The 15,785-nt window shown below is 75.5% G+C and carries 7 protein-coding genes; 6 read left to right on the forward strand and 1 reads right to left on the reverse strand.

The genetic code is table 11. From position 1 onward, the window contains the following. Positions 1-4: 4 nt before the first annotated feature. The 3 genes from ACESM1_RS02985 to ACESM1_RS02995 are packed head-to-tail and all read left to right on the forward strand — an operon-like array spanning position 5 to position 11,303. Complete coding sequence (locus ACESM1_RS02985) at positions 5-1,492, forward strand: hypothetical protein (protein WP_372617585.1); 1,488 nt, start codon at positions 5-7, stop codon at positions 1,490-1,492. Next, positions 1,489-3,384, forward strand: a complete 1,896-nt coding sequence (locus ACESM1_RS02990) for an ATP-binding protein (protein WP_372617586.1) — start codon at positions 1,489-1,491, stop codon at positions 3,382-3,384. Before ACESM1_RS02985 ends, ACESM1_RS02990 begins: the two co-directional genes overlap by 4 nt. Continuing rightward, positions 3,375-11,303 (forward strand): hypothetical protein, encoded by a 7,929-nt coding sequence (locus ACESM1_RS02995; RefSeq protein ID WP_372617587.1) that lies wholly within the window; start codon positions 3,375-3,377, stop codon positions 11,301-11,303. Before ACESM1_RS02990 ends, ACESM1_RS02995 begins: the two co-directional genes overlap by 10 nt. Here ACESM1_RS02995 and ACESM1_RS03000 read toward each other — a convergent pair. After that, the gene (locus tag ACESM1_RS03000; RefSeq protein WP_372617588.1) at positions 11,287-11,985 is read right to left on the reverse strand and encodes a GntR family transcriptional regulator; all 699 of its coding nucleotides are present in this window, start codon (positions 11,983-11,985) and stop codon (positions 11,287-11,289) included. The genes ACESM1_RS02995 and ACESM1_RS03000 overlap by 17 nt on opposite strands. Before the next feature lie 115 nt (positions 11,986-12,100). Between ACESM1_RS03000 and ACESM1_RS03005 the strand changes: the two genes are divergently transcribed. The 3 genes from ACESM1_RS03005 (at position 12,101) to ACESM1_RS03015 (ending at position 15,750) form a co-directional block, all read left to right on the forward strand. Further along, positions 12,101-12,868: a hypothetical protein gene (locus ACESM1_RS03005; RefSeq protein ID WP_372617590.1), complete on the forward strand. Its 768-nt coding sequence runs from the start codon at positions 12,101-12,103 to the stop codon at positions 12,866-12,868. A gap of 1 nt (position 12,869) precedes the next feature. Next, on the forward strand, positions 12,870-14,039 hold the full coding sequence (locus ACESM1_RS03010; protein ID WP_372617592.1) for a pyridoxal phosphate-dependent aminotransferase: 1,170 nt from the start codon (positions 12,870-12,872) through the stop codon (positions 14,037-14,039). Between the two features lie 76 nt (positions 14,040-14,115). After that, positions 14,116-15,750, forward strand: coding sequence for an alpha-D-glucose phosphate-specific phosphoglucomutase (locus ACESM1_RS03015; protein ID WP_372617594.1), 1,635 nt, complete (start codon positions 14,116-14,118; stop codon positions 15,748-15,750). Positions 15,751-15,785 lie beyond the last annotated feature (35 nt).

Genomic DNA, 15,785 nt, shown 5'->3' on the forward strand with positions numbered 1-15,785 from the left:
GCGGATGGCGCAGCTCGCCGTCTCGCGCCTGCGACTGCGCGGCCCGCCGGCGCTGGCCTTCCGCGCCAACGCGCGGGCGGAGGAGGCGCTGCGCCTGGCCGCGCCGGAGGGCGAGCGGCTGCTGGTGCTCCGCCGCTTGGCGCTTGGGCGCTTGCCGGTGACCGGCGGTGCGGCGCTGTGGGAGGCACGCGCCGGCCTGGCGCTGCGCGAGGCGGGCGCGCGCGCGGTGCACGCGCTCTCGCCCGGCGCGGCGGCGGTGGAGGCGGTGTGGTTCGCCTCGGTGGCGGAGGCGCGCTGGCTGCTGCTGCGCGAGCTGGCGGCGGGGCGGTGGCCGGAGGCGTGGTTCTGGCGCCTGGCGGTGCCGGGTTGGCGCGGCCTGAGCCTGGCGGCATGGGTGCCGCGCCTGATCGCGGCGGGGATGCGCGACGCGGAGAGCGAGGTCGCACTGGCGCGCGCGGTGCTGCGCTTGGCGGAAGCGGGGCTGCTGCCGCGAGTGGTGCAGGCGCTGGAGGCCGCGCCAGCGCCGCCGCGCGCGGAGCCGGCGCAGGTGGCGGCGCCGCGCAGCAGCGCGCCGGCGCGCGGCGGCCGGATGGCGGTGGAGGCGCCGCGCCTCGCCGTCCGGCTGATGGACCGTCACGCGGCGGTGGCGCGCGCGAGGCTGCTGGCGGCGATGCGCGCCGCGCCGCCGCAAGGCCGCGCCGCGGCTTGGCTGGCGCGGCTGGCGCTGCTGGCCGCGGCGCCGGAAGCCGCGGCGCAGCCCGATCTGCTCGTCGCCATGACCGAGGCGGTGATCGCTGGGGAGGGCACGCCGGCCGCTGCGCCGCGTGGCGCCATGCCGCAGGCCGCGCCGGCCGCACAGGTCGCTTCGTCCCGCGAAGCGCAGGCGCGACCCGGCGGCAGCGGGCCGCTTCCCGATGCGCGCCCGATCTCTCCGCCGGCTACGCCTCGCCGCCGCACGCCGCCGGCCGGGGAAGCGCAGCCCGATCCGGCGGCCGTGGTGGCGCGCGCACGGCCGGCCGCCGCCACGCCGGATGATGATGCGGAGCGCTTCAGCCGCGCCGCAGGCGTGCTGCTGCTGGTGCGGCCGCTCGCGCGCATGGGCCTGCCCGGTTGGCTCGACCGCCATCCGGTCCTCGCCGCGTCCGGCTTCGTACGCGCGCTGCTTCGCCATGTGGCCCTGCGCATGCGGGTGCCGGCGGAGGATCCGCTGCTCGGCCTGCTGCCGGCCGAGGACGCGCTGCCGGGGACGGCGCTCGATGCCTGGCGCGTCGGCCTGGACCGCTGGCTGCGCCGGCGCGCGCGGCGGCGCCTGGCGGAGGTCGCGCGCCGGCCCGGCTGGCTCGCCTGCACGGAGGACCGGATCGCCGTCCGCTTCCCCGCCGACGCCGCCGATGCGCGCCTGCGCCGCCTGGCGCTGGATGTGGATCCCGGCTGGGTGCCGTGGCTCGGCCTCGCCATCCGCTACCATTTCCGCGACGATGCGGTGCCATGACAGCGGATGGTCGCGCACCGGACCCCGGCTTTGGGACGCTCGCGGTGGCGGCGCTGGCGCTGCGCGCGCTGCCCGCGCAGGCGCCGGCCCTGGCTGAGGGATGGAACGCGGCCATGCTCGCCCCGGCCGTCGCCGCGCTGCGCGCCGCGCCCGCCGCGCAGGACCGGCGGCTGGCGGCGGTGGCGGAGGCGCTGGCGCTGACCGATGCGGAGCTGATGGCCGTCGCGCTCTGCCGTGCCGCGGAGACGGATGCCTCGGTGGCGCGCGCGGTGGCGGAGGCGCAATCGGGCCTCGGCGGCTCGCGCCCGCTGCTCGGCCTCGCCGCTGCGGTGCTGGAACCGCTGGGGGCGACGGTGGCCGGGCTTGGCTGCGGTGGCGCGATCGCGTGCGGGCTGCTGCAGCTCGGCGAGGAACGTGCGGCCTTGCCGGAACGCAGCCTGGTCCTGCCGCTGCCGCTGCTCGCCGCGCTGGAGGGACGGGCGATGGCGCCGGAGGGCGTGCGCATCGCCACCCCGCCCGCCATCCCGCTGACCGCGGCCACGCGCGAGCAGGCGCGGCTGCGTGCGCGATTGCTCGGCGAAGCGAGGCGCGCCGGACTGGTGATCCGCTCCGCCTCGGCGGCCGAGGCGCTGGCGGTGGCGGGCGAGGTGGCGGCCTCGCTCGGCCTGGGCCTCGCGCGGATCGAGGCGGAGCCGCCGGCGGGTCTTGCGCCCTGGCTGATCGCCGCCGATTGCCTGCCGGTCTTCGCGCCGCGGCCGGGCCCCGGGGAACGCTGGGCGCTGCCGGCGCTCGCACCCTATGACGGTCCCTGGATCCTGCTGCCCGGCCTCGACGGTGCGGTGGAGGCGGAGGCGCCGCCCGATGAATGGCTGCTGCCGGTTCCGGCGCCGGCCGAACGCGTCGCCTTGTGGCGGGACCATGGCGTGCCGGAGGAAGACGCCGCGCGCGCCGGCGCCGCGTTCCGCCAGGGCGCGGGCCGCATCGCCGAAGCGGCGGCGCGCGCCCGCCTGGCCGCCGCGCGCGCGGGGCGTGCCGCGCCCGCCTGGCCGGATGTCACCGCCGGTGTCGCGGGCAACGCCGCGACGCTCGATGCGCTCGCGCGGCGCAGCGCGGACCGGGTGGAGGAGGACGCGCTCGTGCTGCCCGCAACGCTGCGGGCCGCGCTGCACGGGCTGCTGGCGCGGGCGGAGCTGCGCGGGCGGCTCTCCGAAGGGCTCGGCCCCGCCATCGCGGCGCGCGACCGGCCGGGGCTGCGCGCTCTGCTGGTCGGCGAGAGCGGCACCGGCAAGACGCTCGCGGCGCACTGGCTGGCGACGCGCCTCGGCCTGCCGCTCTACCGCGTGGACCTCGCGGCGCTGACCAGCAAGTGGATCGGCGAGACGGAGAAGAACCTCTCCGCCATCCTCGGCGCGGCGGAGCACGCCGATGTGCTGCTGTTCTTCGACGAGGCGGACGCGCTGTTCGCCGCCCGCACGGATGTCGGCGACGCCAATGACCGCTTCGCCAATGCGCAGACCAACTACCTGTTGCAACGCATCGAGGAGTTCGACGGCATCGCGCTGCTGGCCAGCAACAGCCGCGAGCGCTTCGATCCCGCTTTCGTGCGGCGGCTCGACGCGATCCTGGAATTCCCGCTGCCTGAGGCGCCGGCGCGCCGCGCGCTGTGGGATGCGCATCTCGGCGCTGCGCACGCCTTGCCGGCCGAGGCGCTGGACAGGCTGGCGGTCTCGGTGGACCTCGCGGGCGGGCATATCCGCAACGTCGTGCTCGCCGCCGCCGCGCGGGCGAAGGCCGAGGCGCGGCGGATCGGCTGGCCCGACGTGACGGCCGCCATCGCCGAGGAATACGCCAAGCTCGCGCGCCCGCCGCCGGACCTGCCGCCATGGGCGTGACGCCGATGCGCGCCCTGGCGCCGGAGCGTGAGCGCGGGCCGGTGATCCGCCGCCCGGCCTCGCCGCTGCGCGTGCCGGAGGCCCCGGTCGCCGACCGCGTCACCCCCACCGCCGCGCCGCCGCGCCCGGCCTGGCTGCGGCCCACGGAGCCGGCACCGCCGCGCGGCGGGCCGGACCGGATGGATGCGTCGGCGGATGCGCCGGAGGGCCGGCGGCTCGATGGCTCCCACGGCGTTGCGGACCAAGGCGATGCGGTTCGCGAGGGCGATGCGGCCGCACCGCGCGAGGCGGGTGCGGAGGTTGTCGCCGCAGGCACGGGCGCGGCGCAGGAGGGCGGTGACGGTCTCGCCGCCGCGCGGGTCGAGATGGTGCCGGAGCCGGAGACTGGCCCGGTCACGTTACCAACGGCTTCGCTCGGCCTGCCACCGACCTCGGTTGCCTTCGATGCGCCGCTGCGCCTCGAATTGCGGCCGGAGCGCCCGGCACAGGAACGCACGCCGGAGCTCGACCGCCACGCCGACATCTTCGCCGCGGCCGCCACGGCCGCCGCGCGGCTGCATGCCGAACTGATCAGGCTCGCGGCGCGGGAGGCGGATGCGGCGCGCGACGGCGAAGCGCGCCGCGCCACGCTGCGCCAGCGCGACCTGGACGGTGCGCTCGGCCTCCTCGGCACCGAGCTCGCGGAAGCACGCGGCGTGCTGGCCTCCGGCGAGGCCGAGTGCCACGCGCTGATCGCCGCCGCGTCGCGCGAAGCCCGCGCCAGCATCCGCGGCGCCGCCCGCCGCGCCAACGCAGCGCTCACGGCCAAGGCGACGGAGGTGGCGCGGGACACCGGCGAGGGCGGCACCGAGCGCCGCCGTGCGGATGCCGTCGCCACCGGCGCCGATGGCCGCATCGCCGAGCTGCGCCGCATCGGCATCCAGGCGGCCGATGCGCTGCGTGCGCTCTCCACGACGCCCACCGCCGCCTATCCGGAGGCAGGCGAGGCGCTGACCTCGGCGAAGAACGAAGCGATCGTCGAACGCCTGCCGCCGCGCGCGACGGAGCGCGAGCGGGTGATGCGCAGCGGCACCACCGGCATGGCGAACAACCTGACGCCCACGGTGGAACGGCTGCGCACCGACATCACCAATGCCTTCGCGCCGTTCCGCCAGATGGAGCAGACTCTGACCGTCACCGCGCCGGCCGCCGTGACGCGCACGCGGGATGCGGCGCTGGAGCAGGTGCGCAGCACCGCCACCTCCCTGACCGCCGCCGTCACCGCCGGCCGCGCACGCAGCGAGGCGGCGCTGGTGCGCCAGCACGATGCCGCGCGGCGGCAGGCGGCGGAGGGCGGACGCCGCCGCGCCGCCGCGGAGCGCGATAACGCCGCGCGCCAGGCCGGTGGCCAGATCCAGGCGGCGACCGGACTGGCCGCGGCGCAAGGGGCTGCGCTGCGCGCGCTGGTCGCCAGGCTGCGGCCGGAGCAGCGGCGGCCGGCGCCGGAATTCGCCACGCTGGTGGTCCGCAGCGCGGAAGGGCTGCGCGAACGGCTCGCCGAGACCGCCGCGACCGCCGCGCCGCGCATCGCCCGCAGCGGCGCCGAGCGCCGCGCTGCGCAGGACGCGGCGGCGCAGGATGCCTCGGCGCGCATCGCCGGCTCGGTCGGCGAGCAGGCGGCGCAGATCCTCGGGGCCGCGCAGGAGACCGGTGATGCGCTGCGCCGCCAGGTGGAGGACGGCACGACCAGCTTCCGGACGGTCGCGCGGCCCGTGACGCGCTCGATCGGCGGCTACATCGAGCCGATCCGCCGCAGCTATGCGACGCAGCTCGCCGATCTGCGCACCCGCATCACCAATCTGGGCACCGAGATCACCACCATCCTGAACGAGGGCCGCGGCACGGCGGCGGGCGCCGCGGCCGACAGCGCCGCGCCACCCGCGCCACCGGCGGCGCCGATCGAAGGCGGTGCGCGCTCCGCGCGCGAATTCGTGGAGCGCGCCCGCGGCGTCGCGCAGGACGCCAGGACCGAGGCCGAGATCGCCGCCTTCGCCGGCCGCGTCGGCACCGCCGTCCGCAGCGACGTCAATACGCGCACCACCTCCATCATGAACGGGCTGAACGACTGGATCGGGCCGGATGTGGAGATGGTGATGAGCGGGCTGCGCGGGCTCACGCGCCGGCGTGCGCAGGCGGTGATCGCGCGCTACGCCGAACGCCCGGGCGGCAATCTGCGCGCCACGATCAGGCGCCGCTTCCTCGACAACTTCTCCTTCCCCGGCACCATCCGCCACAACATCAACGCGGCGATGAACTACCTGAACGGCGATGCCGAGCGCGGTGCGCTGTCGGAGATGCAGGCTGCCGTGAACATGTGGAACGACGAGGCGCGGGTGGAGCGCGTGCAGCGTTCGCTGACGCCGGCGCAGGCCACAGCGCTGCGCGGCATGCCCGGCGCCGAGGCGATCCTCAACGACATCCGCGACGACCTCGACGGCGCCGACCGCCAGGTGTTCGAGGCTCTGCGCGCGGCGACACCCGAGAGCATCGGCCGGGCCAATGCCATCCGCCTGGCCGGCGAGGTGGATCGCGGCCGAGCCCAGCGCGGCTACCGCGCCGCCGATCGCACCGCCGATGCCATCGCCGCCGCCGCCCGCAATGCGGGAAGCGACCGCCTTTCCGGCATGTCCGACCTGCCGGAGCTGGAGACCGAGGCGGAACGCACCGCGCGCCGGGAAGCGGTGTGGCGCAGCACCGTCACCGGCTTCGCCAGCGTCCGCCCGCTGCCGCGCGAGCCCGGTGCTGCGGGCGCCACCGGCCCGCCGACGCTGGAGCAGGGCCAGGCCGCGCTGATCGCCGCTGCCACCGGCGAACGCGACTACATCGTGCAGACCCACGCCGGCGGCCCGCATGGCGGCGGCCGCTACGAGGTGGTGCGCGAGGGCGTGGATGCGCACCACGCGCGGCAGATCACCGCAATCGTCCGCCACGGGCCGGAGAGCGCGGAGGCCTCGGCCGCCGCGCTGGTGGTGGAGATGAACCGGCCCGGTGGCCGGCCCGATCCTGCGCGCCTGGACGCCGCGACCTGGGATGCCGCGCTGAACCCGGCGCTGGCCGGCAACACGCCCGAGGCGCGTCGTCGTCGCGACGAGGCGCTGGCGCGGCGCGACCGCGTCTTCGCGCTGTACGAGGACTACACGCGCGGCCCGCACGCCACCGGCCCGCCGCGCAGCCCGGAGATGGTGCGCCGGGAATTGCAGGCCGAGGTGCGCGGCCGCTTCGGACAGGAGGATCCGGCCGGCGCCTATGCCGCCTCCACGCTTGAGGATGCGCGCGCCACCACCGATCGCAGCCGTGCCGATGCTGCCGTGGCCGCCTTCAACTATGCGGTGGAGGGCACCGGCACGCGGGTGGACGTGCTGCGGCGGCAGTTCGGGCGCATGACGCGCGAGCAGGTGGACCAGGCCGTCACCGCCTACAATGCCGCACATCCGAACGGACCCTCGCTCTACGCCCGGCTCGGCATCCATGGCGAGGGCAACTGGGTCGTTTCCGAGCTGTCGGGCGACGAGCGGCTGGAGATCGAGCGCGCCTCGCTCGGCGTGCCGCAGAACGACATGGAACGTGCCGAGCTCGCCGCGCTGACGGCGCGCCAGCAGATCCGCGAATCCGGCGTGCTGGGGCGGTTCCTCGCCGGCGACGAATACGGCTACCTGAAGGAGGATTACGCCAGCCTGCTCTCCGGCATGGGCGTCTCGGAGGGCAGCTTCGACCGGCGCGGACGGCTGATCCGTGCCCGCGATCCGGCGACGGGCGCGATGCTGCCGGTGGGGCATTTCAACGCCGCGGGCGACTTCGTGCCGCCGCGCGAGGGCTCGCGCGAGGAGTTCGAGGTGGCGATGGGCCTGGCGAAGCTCTCTGCCGAATCCTACTCGCTGGCGACCGACCGCATCGCCAGCGCGGTGACGATGGCGCTGATGGTGACGGCGGCGATCGTCACCACCGCGCTGACCGGCGGCGCCGCGGCCTCCATCTGGATCCCGGTGCTGGTGACCGCGGGGGCGGGGCTGGCCGGCATGGGGATGAGCGCGCTGATCAAGGGCGGCCGCTATGGGCATGAGGAAGCCGCGCGCGACCTGGTGATGACGGTGGTGCAGGCGGCGACCGCCGGCCTCGGCGCCGCGGCCACCACGGCGCTGCGTGGCGGCGCGCCGGCGCTGCGTGCGGCGGCCGGCAGCATGCGCGTGAGCGAGACGGCGATGGAGACGGCGATGGCCGCCGGCGGCCGTACCGGCATGCGCGCCGCGCTGACCCTGGGCGAGGAGGCGGTGATCGGCGGCGCCAGCAACATGGTGAACGGCATGGCCGGCGCGATGATGGACCCGACCAACTGGCATGGCGGCGAATACGGCACGGAAGTCGGCCATGCGGCGCTGCGCAGCTTCTTCTCGGGTGTGATCGGCGCGGGCGCGATGCGGCCCTTCGCGGGGGCGGCGGGTTCCAGCTCCGCCCTGGTGCGGCGCGGCGGGCGGGCGATCGGGCAGGGGTTCGCTGGCAGCGCAACGCGCGCGACCGAGATCGGCTACGAGCATGGGCGCGGTCGGCATCGCGCCAGCACGGCGGCGACCGTCTCCGACATTCTCGGCGCCGGCGCGCAGGGCTTCGTGCAGGGGCTGGGCGAGGCGCGCGCGGAGGATGCGGCGCGCCTGCGCGCGGCACGTCGTGCGGCTGCGGGGCGCGCGGCGGACGCCGCGGAACCTCCGGCGCCGGCGCCTGTCGCGCGCCCGGCTGCCGAGCCGGCGGCGGAGCCGGCCGTCGCGCGCCCTGGGCCGGTGCCGCGGGTCGGCGATGCGGATGACGCGCCGAAACTCGTCACCCGTCGCCCGCCGCCTTCGCCGGAGGAGGAGCCGACGGTCATCACGCGTCGGCCGCCGCCTTTGCCGGAGGAGGAGCCGACAGTCATCACGCGTCGCCCGCCGCCCTCGCCGGAGGAGGAGCCGACCGTCATCACGCGTCGCCCGCCGCCCTCGCCGGAGGAGGAGCCGACGGTCATCATGCGTCGGCCGCCGCCCTCGCCGGAGGAGGAGCCGACGCTTGTCACGCGCCGGCCGCCGCCTTCGCCGGAGGAGGAACCGACGGTCATCATGCGTCGGCCGCCGCCTTCGCCGGAGGAGGAGCCGACGCTTGTCACCCGCCGGCCGCCGCCCTCGCCGGATGAGGAACCGACGGTCATCACGCGTCGCCCCGCGCCGCCCGAGGAGGTGGAACTCGTCCGCCTGCCGGAGATGACGGTGATGATGGACCCCAACCCGCACGACCTGAACGCGGCGATCGCGAACTACGCCGCGATGATCCGCGACGACCCGACGCGGGAGGCGGCGATCTACCGCAACCCGGTCACCGGGGAATACGTGGTCGTGCAGGGCGTGGAGAACACCGTCTTCGTCGGCCGCAACGCTGCCGGTCAGAGCGAGGCACCGGTCGGCAGCGGCTACGCGCAGCGATGGAAGGAATTGCTGGACCACGACATCGGCCACTGGGTGCTGGAGGAGCATTTCCATCCGCCCGATCCCCGGAACCCGCAGCAGACCGGGTTCGGTCGCCGCATCCCGAGCGGGGCGCATGGCGATCTCGGCGTGGTGGCCTTCGATTCGGCACAGTCCGGAGGCGGCCCGCGCAGCTCTCGGATCACCTATGTGCACGAAGGGAAGTGGGGATACACGGATTTCGGCTTCGACCCGAACTCCAGGACCGCACGCTACTGGGTGGAGATCGACAACCCCTTCACCGGCAGGCGCGAGCGCTACGACTTCGCGAGCACCGCCGCCTATGATGCCTGGGCCAACCGGGCCGCCGGCATACCGCTGCCGCCATCCTCGCCGGTTGGCGGCACCACCCCCTCGCATCCGGTGGTGCCGCGCAGCGATGCGCCCCTTGGCCCGACATCCGCAGGTGCCATCGTCGTCCCCGCACGTCCGCCGGCGCCGGCGCCGTCGCCGCGCCCGGCCCGCCCGCCGCCGACCGTCGCGGAGGAAGCCACCACCGCACGCGCCGTGGAGGCCGCCCGCGACGCCCGCCCGCCGGGCCGCGGCAGGGATATCGGCATCACGGTTCGCGACTCCGACGACACCATCCTGGTGAGCCTGCCGCGCCCGGACGGCGGCGCCGATGCGCGCACCCACGTCCGCGCGCGGATCGTGGTGGAACCCGGCGCGCCCGGCGATGCGCCGGTGCGCTTCGAGCGCAACCCGCCCGGCGGCACGATCCGCGAGGCCGATGGCTCCTACGTCATCCGCATCCGCGCCGATGCCGACCCGGCCGAGATCGCCCCCGGCCTGGCGGGCGGCTTCGCCCGGATGCAGCGGGCCGAGGAAGCGCGCATCCGCCGCGGCGACAACGAGCTGCCGCCCGAAGGCCCGCCCGCGCTGGCGCCGGGCGCGCCGCTCGACCGCCCGCTCAGCATCGGGGATCGCGCGCGGCTGGCCGCGCTGCGGGCGCGGATGGTGCATCTCGATGCGCGGGAGCGGGCCTTGCAGGCGGACCAGCGCGAGGCGAACCTGCCGCCCGCCGAGAGCGCCGCCCGGCAGGCGGAGATCGACGCCTTGCGCGCCGCGGCGCGCGGCGCCGTGCGCGATCTCGGCCTGGCCGATGACGCCGAGGTGCTGCCGCGGCTCGCCCGGCTGCTCGATGATCCGGGGATGGATGCGGACGGGCTGCGGCTGCTGCGGCGCGCGGTGGAGGATGCGAATGCCGGCGCCGATCCGGTGCTGCACCTGCCGGATGGCCCGGCCGTGGCGCCGCGCGGACCGGCAACGCCGGCCGAGACCTACCGCGCGGAACAGCGGCTGCTGCGGCTCCGCCGCTCGGTGGTGGATGATGCGGTGCGCCGGCTGGCGACGACCCACCCGGATGCCGCCGACACCGTGCGCCACCTGCTCGACCTGGCGCCGGAGCCGGTGCGCGCGGCGCTGACCGCCGAGACGCCGGCGGCGCGCCGCGCCGCGGTCGCGGCGTTGCGCAACGCGCTGCGCGAGGCCGGCATGCCGCCCGCCGCGGTGCAGGCGGAGCTGCGCCGGCTCGGCAGCCTGTGGCGGGAGGCGGCGGTGGCGCGCGCGGTGGGCCATGCCACCGGCTACGCCGCCAACCGCGCCGCCATCGGCCGGCTGTCCGAGCCGCTGCGCGGCTGGGCGCGCGACCATCCGACCATCGCGCATCTGGCCGGCGCCGATCCCGCGCATCTCCGGCACCGGTTCCAGCGCTTCCTGACCAAGGACGAATACGCCGCGGTGCGCAACAGCCCGGACGCCTTCGAAGGCTACCTGCAGCGCCATGAGGAGGCGATGCTGCGCCCTGCCGTGGCGGAGGCCGAGGCGGCGCGCCACCTGGCCGCGCTGTTCGATGCCTTCGTGCTGCGCGGCGGCCCGGCCGGCGACCGCTTCGGCCGCGGCAGCCATGGCCCGAACGACCCGGGCATCGACCTGGTGCTGGTGGCGCGCACGCCGCCCGGCGTGGAGCGGCCGGAGGGCTCGCGCGTGCCGGTGATCCTCGGCGACGACAAGTCGCTCAGGAACCCGGACGGCAGCCCGGTCACCGTCTCCTCGGTCAGCGCGCTGGTCGAGAACCTGACGCGCAACCTCGGCGTCGAGGCCGGCGCGCAGCGCCAGGCGCTGCAGGCGCAGGAACGGCAGGGCTTCGAGATCGCTCGCGACCACCGCGACGCGGTGAACCAGATGGAAGCGGCCTGGCGCTCGCTGAGCGCGCTGGATGCGGAGCCGCGCTGGGCCGGCAACCCCGACCGCTTCTCGAACCCCGACTACATTCGTTCCGTCAGCCGCATCCTCGTGCGGGAGCAGATGCTGTTGGTGATCACCAGCGCCCGCGGCGATGCGGCCGCGCTGAGCCGCACGCTGCAGGAGTACGGCTTCATCCTGGTGCCTTGACGGCGGTGCCGGCCTTCGCGCGCGGCGCGGCGGGCTCGCGCGCCGCGGGTGCGCCGAGCAGCGCCAGGATGCCGGCGGCATTGGCCGCGACATGCGCCACTACCAGCCGCTCCGCGCGTCGCGCATCGCGGTCGCGCAGCGCGTCCACGATCAACTCGTGCTCATGGCCGAGCGCCTCCGGTTCGCTGTGGCTGTCGGCGTAGAGCGTTGTATAGGGGCGCACCGCGAGGCGCAGCCGCCGCGCTTCCGCTGCCAGGCGCGGGCGGCCGGACAGGGTGCAGACGCGGTCGTGGAATTCCTCGTGCCGCTGGCTCCAGCGCACCGAATCCGTCACGGCGCGGCGCATCGCGGCGACCAGCGCATCGAGGTCCTCGATGTCGGGCGGTGCGGCGCGGCGCGCCGCATGCCGCGCGGCGAGGCCCTCCAGCACGCCGCGCATCTCCAGGATCTCGGCGATGGCATCGGGCGCGAGGGAGGTGACGACGGCGCCGCGGTTCGGGCGGATCGTCACCAGCCCTTCGGCGTCGAGCTGACGCAGCGCCTCGCGCACCGGCATGCGGCTCAGGCCGAGTTGCTGCGCCACCTTGTCGGTGACGATGCGCGCGCCGGCCGGCATGCGGCCCGCGGCGATCTCCTCGCGCAGGTAGCCGTAGCAGATGTCCTGGGCGGACTGGTGTTGCATGTCGTGTGGGCCTGGCGTCTCGTTCTTGGTCTGGGCGTGTCGGGTCCGGGCGCCCGGCCTGTCAAGGTATTCGGGCGGGCTTGACCGCCATCCGGCGCTTCGATGAGATGGATGGGTGGATCCACCAAGGGCAGCACAGGCCGGGCCCGGCAGCGCGGCGCGACCGCAATTCGGCGCCGCGGGCCGTATCGGCGTCGTCGTGCCGGCGAACAACTCGGTGCTCGAGCCGGAGTTCTGGTCGGCGCTGCCGCGCGACGCTGCTCTCTACGCCACCCGCATCCTGGCCCGCGGCGACCTGACGCCGGATGCGGTGCGCGCGATGGAGGCGCATTTCGACCGCGCGGTGGAGGAACTCGCCGCCACCGGGGTGGACGTGATCCTGCTGGCCGACATGGTGACCAGCTTCATCATGGAGCCGGGCTGGAACGATCGCCGCACGCGCGCCGTCGCGGCCGCCACCGGCGCGGCCTGCGCCTCGGCCTGGAGCGCGATGCGCGATGCGCTGGCCGCCTTCGGCGCCCGCCGCGTCGCGCTCGGCACGCCCTATCCCGCCGCGGTGCACGCGCTGGCGCCGGGCTTCTTCGCGGCGGAGGGGCTGGACCTCACCGGCCATGCGACGCTCGACATCCTGGCGATGCGCGAGGTGCCGGAGGTGCGGGCGGACCGGCTGCTCGGCCTGGTGCGCGGCCTGGCGCGGGAGGGAGCGGAGGCGGTGGTGCTGCTCGCCACCGACCTGCCGAGCTTCGCCGCGCTGGAACGGCTCGAGGCCGAATGCGGCCTGCCGGTGCTGTCCTCGAACCAGGTGCTGCTGTGGCGCGGGCTGCGGCTGGCGGGCAACGCCACCAGGCTGCCCGGGCTCGGGCGGCTGCTGGCGGAGCATTGAGATGAGCGTCCCCCCGCATCCCGCCGCGCGCCGGGCCACCTCCATGCCGCGCTCGGCGATCCGGGAGATCATGACGCTGGCCGCCGGGCGGCCGGAGGTGATCCACCTGGAGGTGGGCGACCCCGATCTCGACACGCCGACGCATGTCTCGGCGGCGCTGGGCGCGGCGGCGCTTTCGGGGGCCACGCATTACGCGCCGAATGCCGGCCTTGCCGGCCTGCGCACGGCCATCGCTGCGCGCGTCGCTTCCCGCACCGGCCAGCCGGTCGCGGCGGAGCGCATCGTGGTGACGGCGGGCGCGGTGAACGCGCTGTTCGCCAGCCTGCTCGCCGTGCTCGATCCCGGCGACGAGGTGCTGCTGCCCGATCCCGGCTGGCCGAACTACGAGAGCATCGCGCATCTCGCCGGCGCGACCTGCCGGCATTATCCGATGCCGGCCGCGCGCGGCTTCCTGCCGGATGTCGCGGAGATTCGCGCGCTGGTCGGGCCGCGCACCAGGGCGCTGCTGCTCAACACACCGGGCAACCCGACCGGCGCCGTCTTCCCGGCGCCGCTGATGGCCGCGATCGCGGCATTGGCGCAGGAGACCGGGCTGCACCTGGTCAGCGACGAGATCTACGAGGACATCGTCTTCGAGGGCACGCACGCCTCGATCGGCGCCTACGACGTGGCGGATCGCAGCTTCCTGATCTCCGGCTTCTCCAAGAGCTACGCGATGACCGGCTGGCGGCTCGGCTGGGTGGTCTGCCCGCCTGGGCTGGCGCCGGTGGTGGCGGGGCTGCTGGAGCCGGTGATCTCCTGTGCGCCGACCATGGTCCAGATGGCCGGCGAGGCGGCGCTGGCCGGGCCGCAGGAGAGCGTGGCGGAGATGGCGGCGCTGTTCCGCCGCCGGCGCGACGTGGTGGCGGAGGTGCTCGGCCAGTCGCCGCTGCTGCCGGTGCTGCCGCATGGCGCCTTCTACGCGTTCCTGGATATCGGTGGCTCGGGACTGGGCTCGCTCGACTTCGCGCGCGCGGCGCTGGCGGAGACGGCGGTGGCGGTGGTGCCGGGGATCAGTTTCGGGCCGGCCTCGGACCGCTTCGTGCGCGTCGCGCTGACGGTGCCGGAGGCGACGCTGCGCGAGGGGCTGGCGCGGCTGAAGGGGATGGTCGAACGGCGCGCGGCCGGCTGACCTCGCGGGGTTGGGAGGCGGGACACGCAACGGATCGGGTGCTAGGGCTTTCTCCAACGCATCGGGAGGCCCTTTCATGCAGATCCGTCGCGTCGCGACCACGCCCTATGCCGACCAGAAGCCCGGCACCTCCGGACTGCGCAAGAAGGTGCCGCATTTCCGCCAGCCCAACTATGTCGAGAACTTCCTGCAGGCGATCCTCGACACGCTCGGCGACAGGCTGCGCGGCGCCACGCTGGTGATCGGCGGCGATGGCCGCTTCCTGAACCGGGAGGTGGTGCAGGTCGCGCTCCGGATGGCGGCGGCGAACGGGGCGGGGCGGCTGCTGGTGGGGCAGGGCGGGCTGCTCTCGACGCCGGCGGCGTCGAACCTGATCCGGGCAAACGCGGCGCTCGGCGGCATCGTGCTGTCCGCCAGCCACAATCCGGGCGGGCCGGAGGGCGATTTCGGCATCAAGTTCAACGTCGCCCATGGCGGCCCGGCGCCGGAGAGCTTCACCGAGGAGGTGTTCCGCCGCGCCTCCGCGATCGCCGAATACCGCACGCTGGAGGCGCCGGACCTCGACCTCGACCGGATCGGCGAGACGCGGCTGGGCGAGGCGGTGGTCGCGGTGCTCGACCCCGTGGCGGACTATGCCGCGCTGATGCAGCGGCTGGTGGATTTCGACCGCATCGCCGCGCTGTTCCGCCGCGGCTTCCGCATGCGCTTCGACGCGATGAGCGCGGTGACCGGCCCCTATGCGAAGGCGATCCTGGAGGACCGCCTCGGCGCGCCCGCCGGCACGGTGGTGAATGCCGAGCCGCTGCCCGATTTCGGCGGTCACCACCCGGATCCGAACCCGGTGCACGCGGCCGAGCTGATGGCGCTGATGACCGGGCCGGACGCGCCGGATTTCGGCGCCGCTTCCGACGGCGACGGCGACCGCAACATGATCGTCGCACCCGGCATGTTCGTCACGCCGAGCGACAGCCTGGCGATCCTCGCGGCGCATGCCCATCGCGCGCCCGGCTATGCGAAGGGGCTGGCGGGCGTCGCACGCTCCATGCCGACCAGCCGGGCGGTGGACAGGGTCGCGAAGCGGCTCGGCATTCCCTGCTACGAGACGCCGACGGGGTGGAAGTTCTTCGCCAACCTGCTGGACGCCGGGAAGATCACCCTTTGCGGCGAGGAGAGCGCGGGCACCGGCTCCGACCATGTGCGGGAGAAGGACGGGCTCTGGGCCGTTCTGCTCTGGCTCGACATCCTCGCGGCGACCGGGCAGCGCGCCGATGACCTGGTACGCGCGCACTGGGCCGAACACGGCCGTGACTACTACAGCCGCCACGACTACGAGGAGGTGGATGCCGCCGCGGCGAACAGGCTGATGCAGGCGTTGCGGGGGAGGCTCGCCGGCCTGCCGGGGAAGCGCTTCGGCGGGCTCACCGTCGCGGCCTGCGACGATTTTGCCTACACGGATCCGGTGGATGGCTCGGTCACGCCGAAGCAGGGCGTGCGGATCCTGTTCGCGGAGGATGCGCGGGCGGTGTTCCGCCTCTCCGGCACCGGCACGGCGGGGGCGACGCTGCGCGTCTATCTCGAGCGGTTCGAGCCCGATGCGGCGCGACATGCCGAGCCGGTGCAGCAGGTGCTGGCGCCGGTGATCGCGGCGGCGGGCGAGATCGCGGAGATCGCGCGCCATACCGGCCGTGCGGAGCCCTCCATCATCACCTAGATCCAGGCTATCCTGGTCGCGCGGCAAGGAGACGG

Origin of the sequence: Falsiroseomonas sp., assembly GCF_041690465.1 — a bacterium.
GTDB lineage: Bacteria > Pseudomonadota > Alphaproteobacteria > Acetobacterales > Acetobacteraceae > Falsiroseomonas.

Coding starts and splice junctions, on each gene's coding strand:
- ACESM1_RS02985 (WP_372617585.1), top strand. CDS start 5: ATGGCGCAGCTCGCCGTCTCGCGCCTGCGACTGCGCGGCCCGCCGGCG.
- ACESM1_RS02990 (WP_372617586.1), top strand. CDS start 1,489: ATGACAGCGGATGGTCGCGCACCGGACCCCGGCTTTGGGACGCTCGCG.
- ACESM1_RS02995 (WP_372617587.1), top strand. CDS start 3,375: ATGGGCGTGACGCCGATGCGCGCCCTGGCGCCGGAGCGTGAGCGCGGG.
- ACESM1_RS03000 (WP_372617588.1), bottom strand. CDS start 11,985: ATGCAACACCAGTCCGCCCAGGACATCTGCTACGGCTACCTGCGCGAG.
- ACESM1_RS03010 (WP_372617592.1), top strand. CDS start 12,870: ATGAGCGTCCCCCCGCATCCCGCCGCGCGCCGGGCCACCTCCATGCCG.
- ACESM1_RS03015 (WP_372617594.1), top strand. CDS start 14,116: ATGCAGATCCGTCGCGTCGCGACCACGCCCTATGCCGACCAGAAGCCC.